Annotated in this window: 18 protein-coding genes; 17 read left to right on the plus strand and 1 reads right to left on the minus strand. The window is 42.9% G+C overall.

Annotated features, from left to right (window positions below):
• Positions 1 to 5 precede the first annotated feature (5 nt).
• The 13 genes from recR to rsmI all read left to right on the plus strand — a co-directional run bounded on the left by recR (position 6) and on the right by rsmI (position 14,979).
• On the plus strand, positions 6 to 602 hold the full coding sequence (gene recR / locus ACYQ3Q_RS11285) for a recombination mediator RecR (RefSeq protein ID WP_459928633.1): 597 nt from the start codon (positions 6 to 8) through the stop codon (positions 600 to 602).
• Positions 603 to 972: 370 nt separating this feature from the next.
• Positions 973 to 4,503: a pyruvate:ferredoxin (flavodoxin) oxidoreductase gene (nifJ, locus tag ACYQ3Q_RS11290; protein WP_459928634.1), complete on the plus strand. Its 3,531-nt coding sequence runs from the start codon at positions 973 to 975 to the stop codon at positions 4,501 to 4,503.
• Positions 4,504 to 4,703: 200 nt separating this feature from the next.
• On the plus strand, positions 4,704 to 4,958 hold the full coding sequence (locus ACYQ3Q_RS11295) for a pro-sigmaK processing inhibitor BofA family protein (protein WP_459928635.1): 255 nt from the start codon (positions 4,704 to 4,706) through the stop codon (positions 4,956 to 4,958).
• Positions 4,959 to 5,307: 349 nt separating this feature from the next.
• Positions 5,308 to 6,879 carry a spore germination protein gene (locus ACYQ3Q_RS11300; protein ID WP_459928636.1) on the plus strand — a complete coding sequence of 524 codons (1,572 nt, stop codon included), beginning with the start codon at positions 5,308 to 5,310 and terminating at the stop codon, positions 6,877 to 6,879.
• Positions 6,880 to 6,881: 2 nt separating this feature from the next.
• Entirely contained in the window at positions 6,882 to 7,868 is a 987-nt protein-coding gene (locus ACYQ3Q_RS11305; RefSeq protein WP_459928637.1) for a GerAB/ArcD/ProY family transporter, read from the plus strand.
• Positions 7,759 to 8,850: a GerAB/ArcD/ProY family transporter gene (locus ACYQ3Q_RS11310; protein ID WP_459928638.1), complete on the plus strand. Its 1,092-nt coding sequence runs from the start codon at positions 7,759 to 7,761 to the stop codon at positions 8,848 to 8,850. Before ACYQ3Q_RS11305 ends, ACYQ3Q_RS11310 begins: the two co-directional genes overlap by 110 nt.
• Entirely contained in the window at positions 8,850 to 10,085 is a 1,236-nt protein-coding gene (locus ACYQ3Q_RS11315) for a Ger(x)C family spore germination protein (protein ID WP_459928639.1), read from the plus strand. The genes ACYQ3Q_RS11310 and ACYQ3Q_RS11315 overlap by 1 nt, the downstream gene beginning before the upstream one ends.
• Positions 10,086 to 10,113: 28 nt before the next feature.
• A complete protein-coding gene (locus ACYQ3Q_RS11320; RefSeq protein ID WP_459928640.1) occupies positions 10,114 to 10,377 on the plus strand; it encodes a sigma factor G inhibitor Gin in 264 nt (87 codons plus the stop codon).
• A gap of 242 nt (positions 10,378 to 10,619) precedes the next feature.
• Positions 10,620 to 12,044 (plus strand): aminotransferase class I/II-fold pyridoxal phosphate-dependent enzyme, encoded by a 1,425-nt coding sequence (locus ACYQ3Q_RS11325; RefSeq protein ID WP_459928641.1) that lies wholly within the window; start codon positions 10,620 to 10,622, stop codon positions 12,042 to 12,044.
• A gap of 53 nt (positions 12,045 to 12,097) precedes the next feature.
• Positions 12,098 to 12,976 (plus strand): DNA polymerase III subunit, encoded by an 879-nt coding sequence (locus ACYQ3Q_RS11330; RefSeq protein WP_459928642.1) that lies wholly within the window; start codon positions 12,098 to 12,100, stop codon positions 12,974 to 12,976.
• Positions 12,969 to 13,784 carry a PSP1 domain-containing protein gene (locus tag ACYQ3Q_RS11335; RefSeq protein ID WP_459928643.1) on the plus strand — a complete coding sequence of 272 codons (816 nt, stop codon included), beginning with the start codon at positions 12,969 to 12,971 and terminating at the stop codon, positions 13,782 to 13,784. Before ACYQ3Q_RS11330 ends, ACYQ3Q_RS11335 begins: the two co-directional genes overlap by 8 nt.
• Positions 13,781 to 14,086, plus strand: coding sequence for an initiation-control protein YabA (locus ACYQ3Q_RS11340; RefSeq protein WP_034141149.1), 306 nt, complete (start codon positions 13,781 to 13,783; stop codon positions 14,084 to 14,086). Before ACYQ3Q_RS11335 ends, ACYQ3Q_RS11340 begins: the two co-directional genes overlap by 4 nt.
• A 35-nt stretch (positions 14,087 to 14,121) precedes the next feature.
• Positions 14,122 to 14,979: a 16S rRNA (cytidine(1402)-2'-O)-methyltransferase gene (gene rsmI / locus ACYQ3Q_RS11345; protein WP_459928669.1), complete on the plus strand. Its 858-nt coding sequence runs from the start codon at positions 14,122 to 14,124 to the stop codon at positions 14,977 to 14,979.
• Positions 14,980 to 15,441: 462 nt separating this feature from the next.
• Here rsmI and ACYQ3Q_RS11350 read toward each other — a convergent pair whose 3' ends face one another.
• On the minus strand, positions 15,442 to 15,717 hold the full coding sequence (locus ACYQ3Q_RS11350; protein ID WP_034141148.1) for an AbrB/MazE/SpoVT family DNA-binding domain-containing protein: 276 nt from the start codon (positions 15,715 to 15,717) through the stop codon (positions 15,442 to 15,444).
• A 276-nt stretch (positions 15,718 to 15,993) separates the two neighbouring features.
• Between ACYQ3Q_RS11350 and metG the strand changes: the two genes are divergently transcribed.
• From metG to ACYQ3Q_RS11370, 4 genes are all read left to right on the plus strand, one after another.
• On the plus strand, positions 15,994 to 17,943 hold the full coding sequence (gene metG, locus ACYQ3Q_RS11355) for a methionine--tRNA ligase (RefSeq protein WP_459928644.1): 1,950 nt from the start codon (positions 15,994 to 15,996) through the stop codon (positions 17,941 to 17,943).
• Positions 17,940 to 18,707, plus strand: a complete 768-nt coding sequence (locus ACYQ3Q_RS11360) for a TatD family hydrolase (protein ID WP_459928645.1) — start codon at positions 17,940 to 17,942, stop codon at positions 18,705 to 18,707. Before metG ends, ACYQ3Q_RS11360 begins: the two co-directional genes overlap by 4 nt.
• Before the next feature lie 62 nt (positions 18,708 to 18,769).
• Positions 18,770 to 19,756, plus strand: a complete 987-nt coding sequence (locus tag ACYQ3Q_RS11365; RefSeq protein WP_459928646.1) for a G5 and 3D domain-containing protein — start codon at positions 18,770 to 18,772, stop codon at positions 19,754 to 19,756.
• A 73-nt stretch (positions 19,757 to 19,829) separates the two neighbouring features.
• Complete coding sequence (locus tag ACYQ3Q_RS11370) at positions 19,830 to 21,002, plus strand: resuscitation-promoting factor (RefSeq protein WP_459928647.1); 1,173 nt, start codon at positions 19,830 to 19,832, stop codon at positions 21,000 to 21,002.
• Positions 21,003 to 21,067: the final 65 nt, after the last annotated feature.

A 21,067-nucleotide genomic window follows, 5' to 3' on the forward strand; every position in this document is an offset into this window, starting at 1 on the left:
GATCTATGGATTTCTTACAATACCCACAACCCTTGGCGGATCTTATTAGTAGCTTAGCACGTTTGCCGGGGATTGGCCCCAAAACGGCTGGACGGCTTGCATTTTACTTACTTCAACAACCCCTAGTTTCTGAAGATTTAGCACGAGCTATTGTCGTAGCAAATCGTGATATCAAAAAGTGTTCTATTTGTTCGAATTTTACAGATCAAGAGCCATGTGCGCTCTGTCATAATCCACAAAGAGATCAAACCGCCCTTTGTGTAGTTGAGCATCCAAGAGATGTGGTATCGTTAGAGAAAACTAAGGAATTCAAGGGACGTTATCATGTGCTACACGGGGTTCTCTCCCCAATGGATGGAATAGGCCCAGAGCAGTTGACCGTTAAACAGCTCTTAAGACGTTTAGATGGAGTAAAAGAAGTGGTTATGGCAATGAACCCTACCGTTGAGGGGGAAGCGACTGCTCTGTATTTAGCGCGCTTGCTAAAACCAATGGGAATTAAAGTATCTCGGATCGCCCATGGTCTTCCTGTAGGAGGAGACCTAGAATATACTGATGAGGTGACCATTGCCAGGGCTTTAGAAGGTCGCCGACAATTATAGCTGGTATAAAAGCAGAACAACTGTAATTAAAAAAGGTTTCCCTAGAAGGGAATCTTAATAAAGAATCTGATAATTTTGAAACTTCCTAGGTGCTCGGAATTTGAAGATTGCATTTTACCCATAAATTTAATTGTTGACGGGTATAACAATTAAAGGGTATACTGAGGTTGATCGAAAGGGAACTATTCGGGCTTATACCTGAATTAGTTCCCTCAGTCTATTTTTATGGTAATTTTACAAAAATTCTTTCTTTTTTCCCAACTTTTCCCCCTAATCTCGGTGGGGGATAGAATGTGGGGTTGCCATAAATAGAGTCACTATACTTAAAAATCTAAAATTAAATTAATCACATGATTAGGAGGAGAAAATTATGGCCAAAATGAAAACTATGGATGGTAACGAAGCGGCCGCGCACGCCTCATATGCGTTCACGGAAGTCGCCACTATCTTCCCCATCACTCCCTCATCAACAATGGCAGAATTAGTTGACGAATGGGCTGCTCATGGAAGGAAAAACGTTTTTGGGCAAACAGTTAAAGTTGTTGAGATGCAATCCGAGGCTGGAGCAGCTGGCGCAGTGCATGGCTCACTTCAATCAGGGGCTTTAACAACGACTTATACGGCTTCCCAAGGCTTACTTTTGATGATTCCTAACATGTATAAAATTGCTGGAGAGCTCTTGCCGTGCGTATTCCATGTCAGCGCTCGGGCCTTAGCAACTCATGCCTTATCCATCTTTGGTGATCATCAGGACGTTATGTCCGTGCGCGCAACGGGTTTTGCACAGCTTTCTTCTCATAATGTGCAAGAAGCCTTAGACCTTGGCTTTATTGCTCACTTAGCGACAGTTAAATCCAGAGTACCGTTCCTCCATTTCTTTGATGGATTCCGGACCTCTCATGAAATTCAAAAAATTGAAGTTCCAGAATATGAAGAAGTTGCTAAACTTTTAGATATGGACGCAGTACAAGCCTTTCGCGATAGTTCTTTGAATCCTGAACGTCCTGTACTTCGTGGAACGGCTCAAAATCCAGATGTTTACTTCCAAGGACGGGAAGCTTCAAATCGTTTTTATGATGCCATTCCAGACATGGTTGAGCATTATATGCAAGAATACAAGAAACTCACTGGCCGAGAATATCATCCTTTCCAATATTATGGTGCAGAGGATGCAGAGTATGTCATTGTGGCCATGGGCTCGATCTGTGACACGATCGAAGAGACAATAGACTATCTCGTAGCCAAAGGGGAAAAGGTTGGCGTTGTTAAGGTTCACTTATATCGCCCGTTCTCCAGTGATTACTTCTTTAAAGTCTTGCCTCCTACTGTTAAGAAGATTGCGGTTCTTGACCGTACTAAAGAACCCGGTGCTACGGGCGAACCTCTATATCTAGATATTAAGGATATTTTCTATTCAAGCGATATTAAACCAGTGGTCGTCGGTGGCCGTTATGGCTTAGGGTCAAAAGATACGACCCCATCCCAAGTACTGGCTGTCTATAAAAACCTTCAATCTGAAAGCCCAAGACATGACTTTACGATTGGAATTATCGATGATGTTACTAATAAATCCTTAGCAGAGGATGAAATCATTGACACTGCTCCAGAAGGGACAATTTCCTGTAAGTTCTGGGGTCTTGGTGCTGATGGTACAGTCGGTGCTAATAAACAAGCGATTAAGATTATTGGAGATCACACCAAGCTTTATGCTCAAGCTTATTTCCAATATGACAGTAAGAAATCGGGCGGAATTACGGTTTCCCATCTTCGCTTTGGCAAAAAGCAAATTAAATCCCCTTATTATGTGACAGGCACGAACTATATAGCTTGCCATAACCAAACCTATGTCTACCAATATGACCTCTTAAAAGGGCTCAAACAAGGTGGTAACTTTGTCTTGAATTGCCAGTGGACCCCAGAAGAACTGGCTGAAAAGCTTCCTGCTACTATGAAACAAGCCTTAGCCAAAACCAAAGCTAACTTCTATATCATCGATGCAGTATCAATTGCCCGAAAAATTGGTCTTGGTAACCGCATTAACATGATCATGCAAGCAGCCTTCTTTAAACTTGCCAACGTGATTCCTGTCCAAGAGGCTGTTGATTATTTAAAAGCTTCCGTTGTAAAAACCTATGGTAAAAAGGGTCAAAACATCGTAGATATGAATACGGCGGCCATTGATCTCGGCGTATCTTCCCTTGTCAAGGTAGAAGTTCCGACCGCTTGGGAAAATGCAGACAACGCTCAAGCGCAGGCTGCCGCGGCTGTTGAAGAACCGGATTTCATAACGAACATTCTTCGCCCGATGAATGCACTAGAGGGAGATAGCCTTCCTGTGAGTACGTTCTTAGGACGTGAAGATGGAACCTTCCCGGTAGGAACTTCTTGCTATGAAAAACGTGGGATTGGTGTTATCGTACCAGAATGGCAGATCGACAATTGTATCCAATGTAATCAATGTTCTTATGTTTGTCCTCACGCAGCGATTCGTCCGTTCTTAATCAACGAGGAAGAAGCAAAAACTGCTCCTGAAACCTTCGTGGGTAAGAAGGCAATTGGTAAAGAAGCAACGGGTCTACAATTCCGTGTTCAAGTAAGTGCGTTGGATTGCACTGGGTGTGGAAACTGTGCTGAAGTTTGCCCAGCTAAGGTTAAAGCTCTGATCATGAAACCAGCGGCTGAGCAGATGGAACAACAGACCAAGAACTGGGAGTATGCTGTTACCCTGAAAAATAAGAGCCAACTCTTTGATGTCACAACTGTGAAAGGTAGCCAGTTTGCGCAACCGTTACTAGAGTTCAACGGTGCCTGCCCAGGCTGCGGTGAGACTGCCTACGTAAAACTTATTACTCAGCTATATGGCGATCGCATGATGATTTCCAATGCTACTGGCTGCAGCTCCATCTGGGGTGGCAGTGCTCCTTCAATTCCATATACCACTAATCAAGAAGGCAAAGGACCAAGCTGGGCTAACTCCTTGTTTGAAGACAATGCCGAGTTTGGCTATGGTATGTACCTGGGCGTTCGCCAACAACGTGAGAAACTTGTGGATTTGATGAACCAAGCGCTAGAGATGGAGATCAGTGCTGAGTTGAAAGAAGCATTCCAAGAGTGGCTGAAGGGTTGGGATGATGCTGACGCTTCTAAAGCTGCAACTGCAAAGATCCTTGCTGGACTTGGAAGTTATGGTGGAGACAATAAGGTCCTTGCGGAAATCTTTGCTAAGAAAGACCACCTTATTAAAAAATCCCAATGGATCCTCGGTGGGGACGGTTGGGCTTATGATATCGGATTTGGCGGCTTAGACCATGTACTAGCTTCTGGAGACGATGTAAATATTTTCGTTATGGATACCGAGGTTTACTCCAATACTGGAGGACAATCCTCAAAGTCTACTCCTCGAGCAGCAGTAGCCAAATTTGCCGCAGCAGGTAAAAAGATTCGTAAGAAAGACCTAGGCATGATCGCAATGAGTTATGGATATGTTTATGTTGCGCAGATTGCCTTAGGTGCTAACATGGCTCAAACGATCAAGATTATTAAAGAGGCTGAAGCCTATAAAGGACCTTCTTTGATTATTGCCTATGCTCCTTGTATTAACCATGGTCTTAAAGCTGGGATGACTAAGAGTGTCCAAGAGCAGAAGAAAGCGGTTGACTCTGGTTACTGGCATCTCTATCACTACAATCCAGATTTGATCGATCAAGGCAAGAATCCATTTAGCTTGGATTCTAAGGAACCTAGCACATCCTTCCGCGAGTTCATCATGGGAGAAGTTCGTTACTCTTCCCTGTTGAATACCTTCCCGGATAGTGCAGAGGAACTTTTCGTTGGTGCTGAAAAGTACGCTAAGGTACGCTATGAATCCTACAAGCGTTTAGCAGATCAAAAGTGGGACTAAGAGATAAGAAATTAAAAAAGTAGCAAAGATTTAGATGTAAAAGAGAGCAGGTTAGCCTGCTCTCTTTTACTATTAGGACTCCTTGCCGCTTAAATAGTATCACTGATGAGTGAAATGGGATTGAGATTAAGATTAAGAATGGTTCTACTTTGTCCTTATGTGCATAGTATGTACTATGCTTTAGGCAAAGGAGGATTTCCATGACCTTTGTTTTTTTAGGACTCTTCATAATTTTATTAGCCTTTGTTGTTCGTTCTTCATTAGGAAAACCTCGGGTATTTCTCAAGGTGATGATGCATATTTTAGGTGGGATAGTTGGACTTTGGCTTATAAATTTTCTTTTAAGTGTCTTTGGGTTAGAAGTTCCTATTAACTTCTTTACAATCCTACTTGTCGGGTTGTTAGGATTTCCGGGTGTTATGGCACTATCAGTATTACAGTTGCTGGGCATTTAGCATTATTTTTCAGGTAATGTTAATTAGAATTCAAAAGAAGATATACAAAAGAGTGTAAGGGGAACTATTTAACGGTAGTTCCCCTTACACTCTTTTGTATGAAGAAATTAAAGATTAGGGGTCACTATTTAAGAGTCTTATAAGCTATAGGTGTGAGACTGACTAATTCAATGTATGAACAATAAATCCCATGATACTAAAGGAGCGCCTTTAGTGTATATCGATTGTTGTGGTCCTCAGAAAAAATGAGGGCTAGGGGTTTGTTTCTGCTGAATAGAATAGCGAACTAAGGGCAGGCGCATAATCAAATTGTTGTCGGACAAGATAAACTAGATAAGGAGGGAGAAACGTGCGCAGTTGGATTAAAATGATCAAAGACCTTACCATTCGTCCGAAGGGAGAAAAACAGATCCGCAAATCTCCCTCGTATACGTTTGACGAAGATCTAACAAAGCCTCTGTCCGGACAAACAGTAAAGGAGATCTTATCCAAAAGTAGCGATGTCGTGTTCCGGGAGTTTTTTCTCCAAGGGAAAGAACGTATTCCTTGTATGCTAGCGGCGGTTGATGGCCTGGTTGATAAGAATCTACTCGATGACTATATTCTCAAACCTCTTATGGTGGATTTAGTTGGAAATCCAGAATTAGCACAAGTAACCTTAGCAAATGTTGTGGATAAAACTCTCCAGAGTCTTCTCCCTGGCCTAGAGATTAAGAAAATATCTAAAATGGGAGATGCTGTTGGTAATATCTTATCGGGTGATTCAGTAATGTTCTTCGGCGACTTGACGGAGGCTATTGTTATTGGTGCAAGGGGGTGGGCTAATCGCGGTGTTACTGAACCGATTACGGAGTCGATTGTCAAAGGGCCACGTGAAGGATTTTCGGAAACGCTTCGAACTAATACCTCACTTTTGCGGCGCAAGATCAAACATCCCTCCTTACGGATCATCTCTTTAAAACTTGGAGAAATGACGAATACGGATCTTGTAGTTACCTATATTGACAAAATAGCAAATCCTGATATCGTCTCCGAAGTTCTAAGGAGATTGAGTTCGATTAAGATGGATAGCATGCTCGGGAATGGATATATCGAGGAAATGATTGAGGATAATCCTTATTCTCCCTTTCCTCAAATCTCCTTTACGGAGCGTCCAGATGTCTTGGCGGGAAAGCTTCTGGAAGGGAAAGTGGGCATTATTTGCGACGGAACCCCCATAGTGCTTGTGGTACCAGCAGTATTGACACAGTTTTTAAATGTGAATGAAGACTACTATCAACGGGCCATGGTTGCGATCCTTTCTCGCTTTGTGAGGTATTTAGGAGCATTTGTAGCCATTGTGGCCCCTAGCGTCTATATTGCAGTGACGACGTTTCATCAGGAAATTATACCGACAGATCTCTTGATGAGTATATCCGCAGGTCGGCAAGGGGTGCCCTTTCCCGCTCTTTTAGAGGCCTTAACTATGACAGTCACTTTAGAAATATTACAGGAAGCAGGGCTCCGCTTGCCAAAACCGATTGGACAGACGATCGGAATTGTGGGGGCACTTATTATCGGTGAAGCAGCGGTGAGTGCCGGTCTGGTCAGCCCTCTGATGGTTATTATCATCGGATTGACAGCTGTAGCTAGCTATGCTATTCCTACCTTTGATTTGGGTCTTGCGGTTCGGCTCATGCGATTCCCACTCATGGTTTTGGCGGGTATACTTGGTTTTTTTGGGGTAGCTGTGGGTCTTTATGCCATCTTAATTCACGTCCTAAGCCTTCGTTCTTTCGGAGTTCCCTACTTAAGCCCGATAGCCCCGCTGCGCATTCGGGCCTTTTTACAAGATACATTCGTTCGAGCACCATGGTGGGCGTTAAAGCGTCGTCCTCAACTCATGGACGTCGAGGAACCTCGACCAAATGGGAAGAGGTAAGCATGGAAAGAATTTCTCCCCACCAATTTATGACCTTAGGAGCTTCCGTACTCCTAGGTACAACCTTTCTTCCCGTAGCATCCATCGTGACTGGAGTCGGCGGTCGGGGTGGATGGATGAGCGTCTTGCCGGGATTTGCCGTGGGAATCCCTTACGGCTTAATGGTATTTTCCCTTTTAGAAGAGTATCCTCAAAAAAATTTGTTGCAGATTTCAGAAACACTGCAGGGAAAGTGGATCGGTAAAATCATTGGTACCATTTTCATACTAATAACGGGTTATCTTGGTGGCTTGTTACTCGGGCAAGTAGGGGACATCTATCAGGTTTCGACTATGCCCTTAACCCCTCTTGGAGTTTTCTATCTAGGAGGATTATTACTCGTTTTCTACCTAGTGAACTCTGGGATCGAAGTGATAGCTCGTTTTTCCGAAGTAGTCTTTCCACTGATCGTCATCGCCTTGCTTCTGAATATCGGACTCTCTGCACCTCGGATCGAGCAAGGGGAACTTTTGCCTATTTTAAGTGAGGGATTTAAACCAATTTTATTAGGGGCATTTAAAGTAACCCCTTTTGTGATGACCTATATGCTCTTTCTAGCAGGAATTTTAGCTTTTCTACCCACCGGAAAGCAAGAGCTTCGTCAATTGAAAACTGGAGTTTGGCGAACTGTTTTCTTGGTGGGCATTCTAGACACGTTAGTTGTCTTAATCCAAATGCTTGTTTTTGGACCAACGGAAACTATTCGCGTGGTCTATGGTTTACTTGTCTTAGGAAAAATGGTGGAAGTAAGCCGAACGGTTACTGGAGTTGAATCCTTATTTGGAAGAAAGGCGCGGGTGTTCGACGAATGGAACCCCCATCAGGAGGTGAAGGGTAACGATGGAAAGAATTTCATCACATCAATTCATGACCTTAGGGGCTGCCGTACTATTGGGGACAACGTTTCTCCCTGTAGCATCGATTGTAGTTGGAGCTGGTGGACGGGGTAGCTGGATGAGTGTCTTACCCGGCTTAACTGTGGCAATTCCTTACGGCTTAATGGTAATTTCGCTTTTGGAACAGTATCCAGGCAGAAATTTGTTACAAATTTCAGAAACACTGTTTGGAAAATGGATTGGGAAAATCATTGGGGTTCTTTATATTTCAATCACGGGTTACTTTGGCGGGCTGTTGTTGGCCCAAGCAGGAGATATCTATGAGACTTCAATTATGCCTCTAACCCCCCTTGGGGTGTTCTACCTAGGAGGGCTTTTACTCGTTTTTTACTTGGTTAATTCGGGAATTGAAGTATTTGCGCGCTTTTCCGAAGTCATCTTTCCCCTAATCGTGATCGCCTTGGTTCTGAATGTCGGTCTCTCCATACCGCGTATGGAACAAGGAGAACTAATGCCTATTTTAAGTGAGGGATTGAAACCGCTTTTTTGGGGGGGGCTCAAAGTAGTACCCTTTGCGATGGAATATATTCTCTTCTTAGCGGGAATTCTTCCTTTTTTATCTACTGGTAAACAAGAGCTCGGCCAGTTAAAGACAGGGGTTTGGCGAGCAGTTTTTTTGGTAGGATTCCTGGATACATTGGTTGTCTTAATTCAAATTCTAGTGTTTGGACCTGCAGAGACCATCCGTTTAGTCTATGGTTTACTTGTCTTAGGGAAGATGGTGGAAATAAGTCGGACAGTAGCTGGAGTTGAATCCTTATTTCTGGGGGTGTGGTTAGGAGCCCTGGTCATAAAGGTCTGCGCCTTCTTTTACACAGTGACTTGGGGCTTAGAAACCGTCTTTAAATTGAAGGGATTAAAATGGAATTTCGCAGTGGGCGTCATATTTATGGGGATCGCTTTTAGGTTTAAAAGAGGACCTTCTTTAATTATGGAAATTGGACTCGTCGATGATTATCTCATTTTACCTTTTGCATCTGTTTGGATACTTACCCTTTGGGTAGTCTCGCGCTGGAAGAGAGGAGCTGGGGTTTAATGAAATGTATTAGAGACGAAAAATGTCAAATAGGGCTTGTCTTGATCATGATTCTTTGCCTCCTGTTATTACCGGGATGTTGGGGAAAACGGGAAGTGGAGGAATTGGCCCCACTATTAGGAGTAGGATTTGATCTTGGGAAGAAACCAGGTACTTATCTCATTACACTTCAATTTGCAAGGTCTAAAAAAGGAAGTACAACTGGTGCAGAGATTGAGGATCATACATTTAGTATGGAGGCTTCAAGCGCCAGAGAGGCTATTGAAATGACTTCTAAAGTAACCTATCGTACACCTTTTATGGGTTCACTTAAGGTGATTATCATTGGCGAGGAGTTAGCAAAAGCCAGCGGTTTTAATGATATGTTGGATTTTGCACAACGCTTTGCTGAATTTCGTCGATCGATGTACCTAATTCTAGCTGATGGAAAGGCTCAAGATATTTTAAATTTAAAATTACGGTCAGAGCTAATACCAGCTATGGCTATTAAAAATATTATTGAAGGTGGGGATGAACTATCGAGCTTCCCGACAGTACGGTTAGGGCATTACCTTACTATTTTGGGTACATCAAGTACGGCGCCAATTCTCCCTGTGCTTGAGAGCGTAAAGCCTGGGGAGGGCATCGAATATAAAGCGGAGGGAAACGATGAGGCCGGGGAGATACGGATACAAGGTGCGGGAGTTTTGCGTGGAGATCGCTTGGTAGATTTTTTGACAGACGAAGAAACTAAAGGATATATGTGGTTGGAGAATGACGTTATACATCGCTTAATTAACACTGTAAATCTTACAGATGAAGAAAACAGCGTTAAGTTGGGAGGGCAAGTACTAAAATCCAGTACAAAGTACAAAGTACAAGCTAAGAACGGAAAAATAGAGTTACAATACCAGATCAACACAAGTATTGCAATTGATGAAGTTCTGGGCCTAAAGAAACCACTATCGGCTACGGATTGGGTAGAATTAGCGAAAGGGGCAGAAAAGAGCTTTGCTAAGGTTATTGAGAAAGAATGTGAGAGTTCACTTAAAAAGCAACGAGAGCTAGGTCTTGATTTTCTGGGAATTGGACGGCATATTGAACAAAAAAATTCGGCATATTGGAAGACAATAAAGGATGATTGGGAGGCGGAAATTAAAGATTTTCCGATTTCTCTGGATGTGCAAGTTACGGTTCATCATTCTGGGATGTCAAGTGGCAGTGCGGTTAATCCAACGGTAGAAGGGCAAGAATAGGGGTAGAAGTAACTAGGGGGGTATAATCATGATTAAGATGTTCCAGAACTATATAAAAAGCCCATCAGAAACTCAAGAAGTTTTTAAAGATCATAATGCTTTTGTCAACGGGGGTAAGGTTCTCCCTGTATGTTACCGTTGTACTCAGGTCCCTAAAGAGGGCCTATATGATGGTTTTAGAGTCCAGGGAATGTTTTTTTGTTCGGATTGCCAACAGGAGTTGTTCACAGCAGAGCAAGGCACACCGGAATATCAAGAGTTCATGTTTTTGATAAAAGGAATTTTTTATTAAGTCAGAACGGTCAACAAATAATCTGTTTAATAAGATACAAACTAGTTTTACCAGCAATGAAGTAAGGAAACTATTAAAATGTCTTATTAGAACTTATAATTTTCTTTAATACTTGGTTCCCTGAATAGAGGATTAGTATTAGGGATGAAAAAAAACCTATTTCATGTTAAACTATAAAGAATACCATGTGTTAGTTATATTCAACTGGTAAGCAAGTCTGGTGAATGGAGGTTCTTCATTCGGTGGGTGATCTTGGAGCGGGATTGAGCCATTACCATAAACAAGGATTTTGCTCTTTCCATACTCCTGGCCATAAAGGTCGACAGGAGTTTTTTAATGGCCTTGATTTTCGGGGATTTGATTTAACTGAGCTTCCGGGGCTTGATATGCTTCATTCACCGTACGGGATTATTGCCAAGGCGCAAAAACGTGCGGCAGAGATTTTTGGGGCAGAGGAAACCTTTTTTTTGGTTAACGGGGGGACGGTTGGAAATCAAGCGATGTTTCTCGCTTTGGAAGATACTGCGGATAAGAGGGTTGCTGTAGAAAGAAGCTCTCATCGTTCCGTTATGTCCGCCTTGGTTTTAAGTGGTTTAAAACCAGATTATTTGCTGCCCATCATTCACCCGGATTTTAATCTTCCTTTAGGACTTGACGTGAAGAAGCAACAGATTTCATGGCAAGGGTTATCTGCCTGTCATGTCACGTATCCCAGTTATTACGGTACAGGCTTTCAATTAAGCTGTTTGGTAGATGAAAGAACGCGTTTGGAATTTGAAACACCTATTCTCGTCGATCAAGCGCATGGCTCACATTACCTTGGCTCGTTATTTCCTCCTAGTGCCTTAAAGGTTGGAGCAGACCTAGTATTACATAGCTCTCATAAGACTTTAAGTGCTTTAACTCAATCTGCTATGCTACATGTTCAAGGGAGTAGGGTCTCTCGCACTCGCTTGAGGCAAAGTCTAGAGTTTCTGCAATCCTCAAGCCCAAGTTATTTATTTCTTGCCTCATTGGAGCGAGCCGGAGAATTCGCCTTAGATAGTGGGCGGTGGGAATGTCTCAGGGAAGCAGTCGATGAACTTCATAGGAAAGTAGGGACTGGTTTTCGAATTCTCTCAGGAGAAGATGTCGGGACCTATGGCATTCATTCAGTGGATTGGTCAAAAATTCTTATTAATACATTGCCGCTGGGTATTTCAGCCCCACGTTGTGTAGAATACCTCAGAGAAGGCTTTGGAATTGAACCAGAGTTATGGGATGAGGAAAATATCCTATTTATGTTAGGAATTGGGAATAAACCGGAGGATATTCGCTGCCTTACCAAGGGGTTAGAAAGTTTAATTAATTTTGCTCCCTCTGTTGCCAATATAGGCAGAAAAAAGGGAGTAGAAAGATTGGTTCCTAAGATTCTTCCTTTACCTCGCCGGATTCTTTCTCCACGGGAAGCTTTTTTTGCCCATAAGCATCAAATCCCCCTCAAGCAGAGCTTAGGTCATATTGTTGGAGAAACGATCTCGCCCTATCCGCCCGGAATCCCAGTGATCGTAATGGGAGAGCAAATGACTCAAGAAGTTTTAGATAGGTTACTCACTGCTGGAGAGGGACGCTGGCAAGGCTGGGACGGTTTTGAGAATCAAACAATTTGGATTGTCGAGGGGGGCTAAAGGATGAAGAGAGTAATCCCGATTGGCGAGGACAAAGGTGTTGATGTGACGATATGAAACGACAGTTAGAACACTTAGAGAAAGCGGCAAGTGAAAGGCGATTAGCCCATCTCTTACTGTTCCATGGAGGAAGTTCGCTTCATCAACGGGAGGTTGCTCTCCGTTTAGCGCAAATTTTGAACTGTAGTAAGCCGATTTCCAACGGACCTTGTCAAAGTTGTTCGTCTTGTCGAAAGATTCTCAGTGGGAATCATCCAGAAGTTTTATGGCTAAAGCCTCTTAAAACGACCATCGGGATTGAGCAGGTACTTAAGTGGCAAGAAAAGGTGAATCTTAAGCATTACGAGGGAATTTATAAAGTTTCTATAATTGAGCATGCAGAAGCTTTGACGATTCCGGCCGCAAATTCCCTGTTAAAAGTTATTGAGGAACCGCCGGAGCGGACGGTTATTATTTTGAGTGCTGATAATGCGGAAGGCATTTTACCCACGATACAGAGCCGCGCACAGCTTGTTTATTTCCCGAATCTTTCTGAAGAAGCCTGGTTAAAGGAAGTAGGAGACGGGGATAGGCATGAGGCAATTCAAGCCTTTCGGCTAAGTGGAAGTAATCAGAATCTGGCGACAGAGATTTTAAAACACGGAATTTCTACACTGCAAGAATGGCTGGAAAAGTTTAGGATTGCTGTCCAAGAGAGAGATTTCCTTAAACTCTTTGCTCTTTTTCCGATCGATAAGAATCAAGCCAACCTTTATCTACAGGTAATGGCGGTACAGGCCCAAGCAGGAATTCGAAATGGGACGATCCGACCGTTCGACCTTTTGGCGATCGGGCAGGCCGTTGATGTACTAAGACAACAAGTAAATCCGAGATTAGTGATTGAAGTGTTAGCTTTGGAATTATTTCAACAAGGGGGGGCTCTCTGTGATTGAGATTGTGGGCGTTCGTTTTAAACACGCCGGAAAAATATATTATTTCTCCCCGGGAGACCTTGAACTCGCTGCATTTGATAAAGTAATTGTTGAAACAGCAAGGGGTATTGAATTTGGGGAATTGGTTATACCTTCTCGTCAGGTTCCTGACGAAGAGGTGATTTTGCCATTAAAACAGGTTATGCGTAAGGCCACAGCAACGGACGAACATTTTGTCGAACAAAATAAAGCGAAAGAAAGAGACGCCTTTCAAATCTGCTTAAAGAAGATTGCCGAACATCATCTACCCATGAAATTAGTGGATGTTGAATATACGTTTGACGGGAATAAGATTATTTTTTCCTTCACGGCAGAAGGGCGGGTTGATTTCAGGGAATTGGTGAAGGATTTAGCAGCAATCTTTAGGACGCGCATCGAACTACGCCAAATAGGAGTGCGCGACGAAGCCAAAATGCTTGGGGGAGTCGGTTCTTGTGGCAGGATCCTTTGCTGTACTTCTTTCTTAGGGGATTTTGAGCCAGTCTCGATTCGGATGGCGAAGGACCAAAAGCTCTCTCTTAATCCAACCAAGATCTCTGGAATTTGTGGTCGCCTGATGTGCTGTCTTAAGTATGAAAATGGCTGTTACAGATCTGACGATAAAGAGTATTGTTCACGACAACATAATACTATAGATGCAGATAAGCTTATGGAAGGCTCCGATGAACAGAATCCCCGCGCGGAAAGCGCTCTCTCTCCTAAACCTGACGGGAGACAGCAACGCAATAGGAAAGGGGAAAGGCCTAAAGGAAAGAGTGAGAAAGTATGAGCCAATTGACCCAGGCCTTGACCGAAGTCGAAGAGAAATTACGATCTTTACTCGAGGAAGTTAATCGCTTAAAACCATATGTTCAAGCGTTAGAGAATGAAAATATTAAGTTAAAGCGAGAATGGACTCTTCCGGAGAAAGAAACAGAACGAGTTATCGCCAATGCGGAGCACATCCAAGGAGTGGCCCATGATAATCTTGTTCGCCTATACCAAGAAGGCTTCCACGTTTGCCATCTTCATTTTGGGCAACCGTTAGAAGGGGATTGCCTATTTTGCATGGGCTTTTTAAGGAAAGATTAACGAAGTATTGGGATGGAAACAAGGAGTCGAAGGCATTGTTGGCTAAAGGTACATTGTATGTATGCGCGACACCCATTGGAAATTTGGGAGATATCACGTTAAGGGTTTTAGATACGTTGCGCGAAGTAGATCTGATTGCTGCAGAAGATACTCGTCATTCACGTAAGCTTTTACAGCATTACCAGATTACGACCCACATGATTAGTTATCACGAACATAACGAAAAGAAGAAATCTCTAGAACTGGTGGAGAAACTTAAAAGCGGTTTAACAATTGCGCTTATTTCGGATGCTGGTCTACCGGGTATTTCTGATCCCGGAAATGAAATAATCCGGCTTTGTCAGAACGAGGATATTCCAGTCGATGTTTTGCCCGGACCTAATGCAGCACTTACAGCTTTGGTCTTATCTGGAATGCCCACGGAACATTTTTCGTTTCACGGGTTTCTGCCCACGACCACGGGGGCTAGGAAACGAAGTCTAGAGCCACTGGCAAATCTCTCACAGACACAGATATTCTATGAGGCTCCTCATCGTCTAGTGGCTACCCTCCAAGGGATGTCAGAGCATTTTGGGGATCGTGAGGCGGCGGTGGTACGTGAGCTAACCAAATTACATCAGCAAGTGCATCGAGGAACCGTTTTAGAGTTAATAAAGGCTTTTGAACAAACCACACCTCGGGGAGAGTGTTGCATCATATTAGCACCCTACGTCCATGTTAAATTGGTAGGAAGCCCAGAAGAATGGTGCACCGAGGTCCAGGAAGGGATTGACCGGGGATTAAGTAAAATGGAAGCCATGAAAGAAGTGGCCAAGCGCCATGGAGTAAAAAAGCAACAAATCTACCAAGCCCTCCTCGATGCGCAGACCATGGATGGTCAAGTGTCCCTGTAGCCATGACTCGAACAGGGATGTTCGAGATTAGAGCGCCGCCATGGATGGCAAGGCGCCGTGATGGCGGGAAGGGACCGCAGACCATGGATGGTCAAGTGTCCCTGTAGCCAAGACTCGAACAGGATGTTCGAGGTTAGAGCGCCGCCATGACTCGAACAGGGATGTTCGAGATTAGAGCGCTGGCCAAGGATGGCCGAGTGTCCCTGAAACCCGAAGACACTGTCTTCGCACGAATTAGCCTTCTTGCAGGATGGTGAGAAGGGACCATCGCCATGGATGGCTAGATGCCGGATGGCAAGGCGCCGTGATGGCAAAAAGGGACCGTTAGACCATAAATAGTTGCTCATATGATGACCTGAAATTATTCTTTCGGATAATAGAAAAAAGAAGGCCTTTATGGCCTTCAAAGTTAATTATATGCACATTTCCGTTTTTGAAATTTCTCTAAGTATGGTTTAGCTATTAAACAGCTTTTGAGGATTCGACACTACTAGCTAAATTTTCGCTCATAGCAACTGCACAGTCTCGGCAGACGTTTTTGCCATGAAACATTTGGTTATTACTGGCATTACCACAAAATACACAAGCAGGCTCATACTTTTTGAGAATAATTCTTTCTTGGTCCACATAGATCTCCAGAGCGTCTTTCTCGTCAATACCTAAAGTGCGTCTAAGCTCTATCGGTAAAACAATACGACCGAGTTCATCTACTTTTCTTACGATTCCAGTTGATTTCATCATTTTTCCTCCACACTCCCTTTACAACAACATTCGACAGGAAACTACAGACTTATGATACCAATCGTTCCATATAAAGTCAACCGGTTTTTTAAAAAGATTTTCTGAAATTATTGTCTTTTGAACTTAAAAGGCCTTTTATTATACGAAATCTCAATTGTGGGTATACTTGACAAATATGAGTCTGCCTTTTTCTTACCAGTTTTCCAATTCCTACTTTTATATGTGCGAGTTTCAACAAGTTCACTCTAATGAAATTGAGAAGGAGACGTAACGGTGAAATATTACATAACCACTCCGATTTTTTATCCTAATTCAAGTCCACATATTGGTACTGCATATACAACGGTTGCAGCAGATGCACTTGCCCGTTATCATAGATTGATAGGGGATCAAGTTTATTTTCTAACGGGTACCGATGAAAATGCTCAAAAAATAGTTCGTACCGCCGAAGCACATCAGATGGACCCCAAACTATACGTGGATGGTGTGGTAGAACGTTTTAAAGAACTATGGAACGCCTTAGATATTTCGAATGATGATTTTATACGGACAACGGAGCAACGTCATCAAATAGTCGTTCAAAAAATCTTTACCAAACTTTTTGAACAAGGGGATATCTATAAATCAGAGTATTCTGGGTGGTATTGTACCCCTTGTGAAACGTTCTGGATGGAAAACAAACTGATTGATGGAAAATGTCCTAATGCAGATTGTGGTCGTGACGTGGAATTACTCAAGGAAGAAAGTTATTTTTTCCGTCTTTCAAAGTATCAAGGAGCTTTGCATCAATATATTGAAGAGCATCCGGAATTTATTCAACCAGTTTCCCGACGCAACGAAATGCTGCGTTTTATTGAAGGTGGTTTAGAGGACCTTTGTGTTTCGCGTACCACATTTCAATGGGGAATTAAAGTTCCCTTTGACCCTAAACACGTTGTATATGTCTGGCTGGATGCTTTGATAAATTATATTTCGGCGCTTGGGTACCCTGATGGGGAGAATTATCAGAGGTATTGGCCTGCTGATGTGCACATTATGGGGAAGGATATTGTGCGTTTTCACGCTGTGATTTGGCCAATTATTCTGATGGCCTTAGACATTCCACTACCTAAAGTGATTTATGGCCATGGTTGGTATTTAACCAAAGATGGTGGGAAAATATCCAAGTCTCGCGGTAACGTACAGGATTCTTTCGAATTGATTCAGAGATATGGCTCAGATACTATCCGTTATTTCTTATTGCGAGAAATGCAGGTAGGAACAGATGGTACGTATTCCGAAGATAACGTGGTCGAACGCCTAAACAGCGATTTGGCTAATGATTTTGGGAATTTTATATCTCGAAGTTTAGCAATGGTTGTCAAGTACAGAGAGGGAATTGTACCTCAGCCCGGACAAGACAGTGAACTGGAGCGGGAATTAAAAGCATTGAGTCAAGAGGTAAAGAAATCTGTTGAGCAAAGCCTCAATAGCTGCGATCCAGCCAGCGCGCTTGAAGAAATTTGGCGGTTTGTGGCAAGGTGTAACAAGTATGTGGACGAAACAGCCCCCTGGGCGCTCGCTAAACAAGAGGAGCAGCGGGAGCGCTTAGATACGGTGCTATATACCTTTGTAGAATCGATACGAATTATGGCAATCTTAACGGCCCCCTTTATGCCGGGATTACCCTCGAAGATTTGCAAGCTCATAGGGTATGATGAGGGCCTCATCCGCTGGAATGAAGCGGATCAATGGGGAATACTGAATCATGGAACGCGCGTCCAAAAGGGAGAGCCACTTTTTCCGAGAATTGATGTTACGCAATATCTAACGGTAGGGGAGATTAAAACAGTGGACCAAGCACAAGCTCCAAAGGAAAGCCTAGAACCTGTTCAGACCATAGAATTTGAGCCTATTAAAGAAGAAATCAGCATTGAAGAATTTGCCAAGCTGGATTTAAGGGTCGGAAAGGTTTTAAGTGCCGAGAAAGTGGAGAAGACGGATAAACTTTTGAAGTTAGAAATTGAAGTGGCTGGAGAAGTACGCACAGTGGTTTCTGGTATTGCTAAGCACTATGCACCAGAAGACCTTATTAATCAATATGTTGTCGTGGTCGCTAATTTGAAACCCACCAAGCTCAGGGGAATTACGTCCCAAGGTATGATATTAGCAGCTTCGCAAGGGGAAATCTTGGAGGTTCTTACGTTGAAAAAAGATCTTCCTGGAGGGGCGCGGGTCAAATGATTTGGGATACTCACGCACACCTAGATGATCTTGGCTATAAGGAAGACTTTCTTGAAGTTGCTGCACGTATGAAGTCAGCCGGGATTTCGCGGCTGACGAATGTAGGCTATGATCTTCCTTCTTCAGAGCGGTCTGTTAAGCTAGCCCAAGACTATGATTTTATTTATGCAGCGATTGGTGTACACCCTCACAATGCGGAAGAGGCTAACGATGAAACTTGGGAAAAGCTTTTAGAAAAATTGGTTAAACAACCGAAAGTGTTGGCTTGGGGCGAAATTGGGCTTGATTATTATCGAGATCTGTCCCCACGCCCGATTCAAAAAAAGGTATTTATCCAACAAATTAAATTGGCTAATGAAGTTGGCCTGCCTATTGTTATTCACAATCGCGATGCGCATCAGGATGTTATGGAAATTGTTAAGTCGAATCCCCCTCAATACGGTGGAATATTTCATTGCTACTCAGGCTCTTGGGAAATGGCAAAGGTTCTCTTGAACCTAGGATTCTATCTATCGTTTGCTGGACCAGTTACCTATAAAAATGCCCGACATACGGTCGAGGTGGCTAAAAACGCCCCGTTAGATCGAATTTTGGTAGAGACAGATTCCCCCTATTTAACTCCAGAACCGCGACGTGGAAAGCGTAATGAACCGACTTATGTTGTAGAAATAGTTAAGAAACTAGCTGAGATCCGAGGCGTGCCTTTTGAAGATCTTGCTATGCAAACTATGCGTAATGCAGAAACCATTTTTAGACTTGTCTAAAGAACTGATTTAACAGTTCTTTTTTTTTGATTACATCATAGATTTTAGTAAGGAGGGATAAAATGTATTCGCTACCGATTACTACTTATTCCGATTATTGGCGAAGAACCAAGCAGTGGAGTTCGTACTTAGGCGGATTAGCAGTGTTTGCAGCTGGTACACGGTATTCAATGTTGGAAGTCCCAGAAATTTCTCAACTCTACTCTCTGCAGACCTTACAACCATTAAGTACAAAAAAATTAAATATAGAACAACATAATACAGAAATCAATAATTTGGGACTTGCAGAGCTGGCATTTAATCGGGGTTTAATCGAGCAAAGACCACTAAGTAAGAGCACGGCTAACAGGGGAGTAAGCGATCTGAATTTATCTAGCCAAGACATAGACAATCAAGCAGGAGGTACTCAAGAAATAAGTAGCCAAGCACTGCCAAGTGAAGGGACTGGAGATAAGGAGATAACTAACAGGGTTCAAGTTGTAGAGCAAGAGATCCCGTTTGAAACGCAATATGTTGAATCGGATAAACTTCTTCCAGGTATGAGTCAAACTGAGGAACAAGGGGAAAAAGGCGTTTTGCGTCAGGTAATTAAGACCTTCGAAGTCGATGGACAACCCGTTGATCAACAAGTGGTCTCTAGCCTCGAACTTAAAAGTCCTAAGAAGGAAGTCATTATTCAAAACTCAGAGCCAATTCCAAAAAAGAAAGTAATTGTTCAAACTCCTAAACAAACTGTTGCTGAAAAGGAACAAGTTGATTTAACTACGCTGAAGATTAGTAAATCATTGGACGTTGAAGCCTCCGCTTATACATATACTGGAAATAACACCGCGACTGGAGTCAAGCCGAGGGAAGGCTTGATTGCTGTCGATCCAAAAGTTATTCCGATGGGTACTAAAGTCTATGTTGAAGGATACGGTTATGCAATAGCCGCAGACACGGGGGGAGCAATTCTTGGCAATAAAATTGATGTTTTCTTTGGTACCCTACGTCAGTGTATGGATTGGGGTCGAAAGCCTGTGCGCATTCATATCCTTAACTCCATATAATGGAAATTATTTTGACAACTGACTACTTATCTATTAAAATAGAGTTGTTATTAGCATATTTTGGAGGGATTCAATGTTACAGATTACTCGAACTAAAGGCTTTGTCTTAGTTCGTACATCTCGTATTGCCCAATTTGTCGTTGCCGGATTTGTTATTTTCTTGATTGCCACAATGGCCCTTTTTTACAATATGAAAACGATTAACCTTACTATTGACGGAGAGCCCATACAGATTACAACAATTTTCGGGACTGTTGGTCAGGCACTTGACTATTCGAAATTTGAATTTTATCCTGAAGATATTGTAATTCCCTCACGTGACACAAAAGTTACAAAGGGATTAAGCGTTGAAGTAACCAAAAGTGTACCGGTTCAGTTCTCAGTAGATGACCAGATGTTTATGACACGGACGCCCGCTAAAACCGTGGGAGAAGCTATAACTGAGTTAGCTGAGAGATATAGTATTGAAGTTAAAGACGTTGACGAAGTTAATGTTTTACGGACTGAAGTGGTTTCCAGTCAGATGGAAATTAAGGTACATAAGGCTATTCCTATCATCGTGAATGCAGATGGCAAGAAGTCGGAAGAATTTATTGCACCACGAACCGTAGAGGACGCACTAAAGAAACTAGGCCTGACCCTCGGCACCAAAGATAAGATCTCGTTAGCACTTGATCATATGCTAGAACCGAATGACCAATTGGATGTTGTTAGAGTTTCTGAGAAAATAGAAGTTTTGACGAGTGAGATTCCTTATCAGACAGTTGCCCAACCGGCGGATTATCCCGTTGGATTACCGGACAAAGTGGTCAGTCGTGGCTCAAATGGTGCTCAAGAGCAGACCATACGACTTACCTTAGAGGATGGAAAAGAGGTTGATCGAGAGATACTTGGCCAACGAGTAGTCAAGTCTCCCACTAATCAAGTGGTTTCTCGTGGTACACAAACTTCTATTTCACGGGGTGGAAACACGATTCAGTTTAAAAGAGCTTATGTTATGAGAGCAACCGCTTATTGTATACCTGGAGGCACAACTGCAACAGGGGCAGCGGTCCGTACGGGGATCATTGCTGTCGATCCTAGGGTCATCCCACTAGGGAAGAATGTATATGTTGAGGGCTATGGAGTTGCACGGGCGTTAGATACTGGAGGTTCTATCCGAGGTAATCGTATTGACCTTTACATGAATTCCCAGCAGGAAGCCTTGTCCTGGGGTGTTCGCAATGTTTTGGTATATGTTCAATAAATAAATTAGTTTTAAAGGGTGACTTCTCTTAAAGTGAAGTCACCCTTTACTTAATACAGAAAACT

The sequence above is a fragment of the Desulfosporosinus burensis genome (assembly GCF_054657535.1).

Excerpts from the sequence above, each read along its gene's own strand:
- recR (WP_459928633.1), top strand. The coding sequence starts at position 6 with ATGGATTTCTTACAATACCCACAACCCTTGGCGGATCTTATTAGTAGC.
- ACYQ3Q_RS11370 (WP_459928647.1), top strand. The coding sequence starts at position 19,830 with ATGTTACAGATTACTCGAACTAAAGGCTTTGTCTTAGTTCGTACATCT.
- ACYQ3Q_RS11320 (WP_459928640.1), top strand. The coding sequence starts at position 10,114 with ATGATTAAGATGTTCCAGAACTATATAAAAAGCCCATCAGAAACTCAA.
- ACYQ3Q_RS11315 (WP_459928639.1), top strand. The coding sequence starts at position 8,850 with ATGAAATGTATTAGAGACGAAAAATGTCAAATAGGGCTTGTCTTGATC.
- ACYQ3Q_RS11360 (WP_459928645.1), top strand. The coding sequence starts at position 17,940 with ATGATTTGGGATACTCACGCACACCTAGATGATCTTGGCTATAAGGAA.
- ACYQ3Q_RS11295 (WP_459928635.1), top strand. The coding sequence starts at position 4,704 with ATGACCTTTGTTTTTTTAGGACTCTTCATAATTTTATTAGCCTTTGTT.
- ACYQ3Q_RS11310 (WP_459928638.1), top strand. The coding sequence starts at position 7,759 with ATGGAAAGAATTTCATCACATCAATTCATGACCTTAGGGGCTGCCGTA.
- nifJ (WP_459928634.1), top strand. The coding sequence starts at position 973 with ATGGCCAAAATGAAAACTATGGATGGTAACGAAGCGGCCGCGCACGCC.
- ACYQ3Q_RS11305 (WP_459928637.1), top strand. The coding sequence starts at position 6,882 with ATGGAAAGAATTTCTCCCCACCAATTTATGACCTTAGGAGCTTCCGTA.
- ACYQ3Q_RS11340 (WP_034141149.1), top strand. The coding sequence starts at position 13,781 with ATGAGCCAATTGACCCAGGCCTTGACCGAAGTCGAAGAGAAATTACGA.
- ACYQ3Q_RS11365 (WP_459928646.1), top strand. The coding sequence starts at position 18,770 with ATGTATTCGCTACCGATTACTACTTATTCCGATTATTGGCGAAGAACC.
- ACYQ3Q_RS11330 (WP_459928642.1), top strand. The coding sequence starts at position 12,098 with ATGAAACGACAGTTAGAACACTTAGAGAAAGCGGCAAGTGAAAGGCGA.
- ACYQ3Q_RS11350 (WP_034141148.1), bottom strand. The coding sequence starts at position 15,717 with ATGAAATCAACTGGAATCGTAAGAAAAGTAGATGAACTCGGTCGTATT.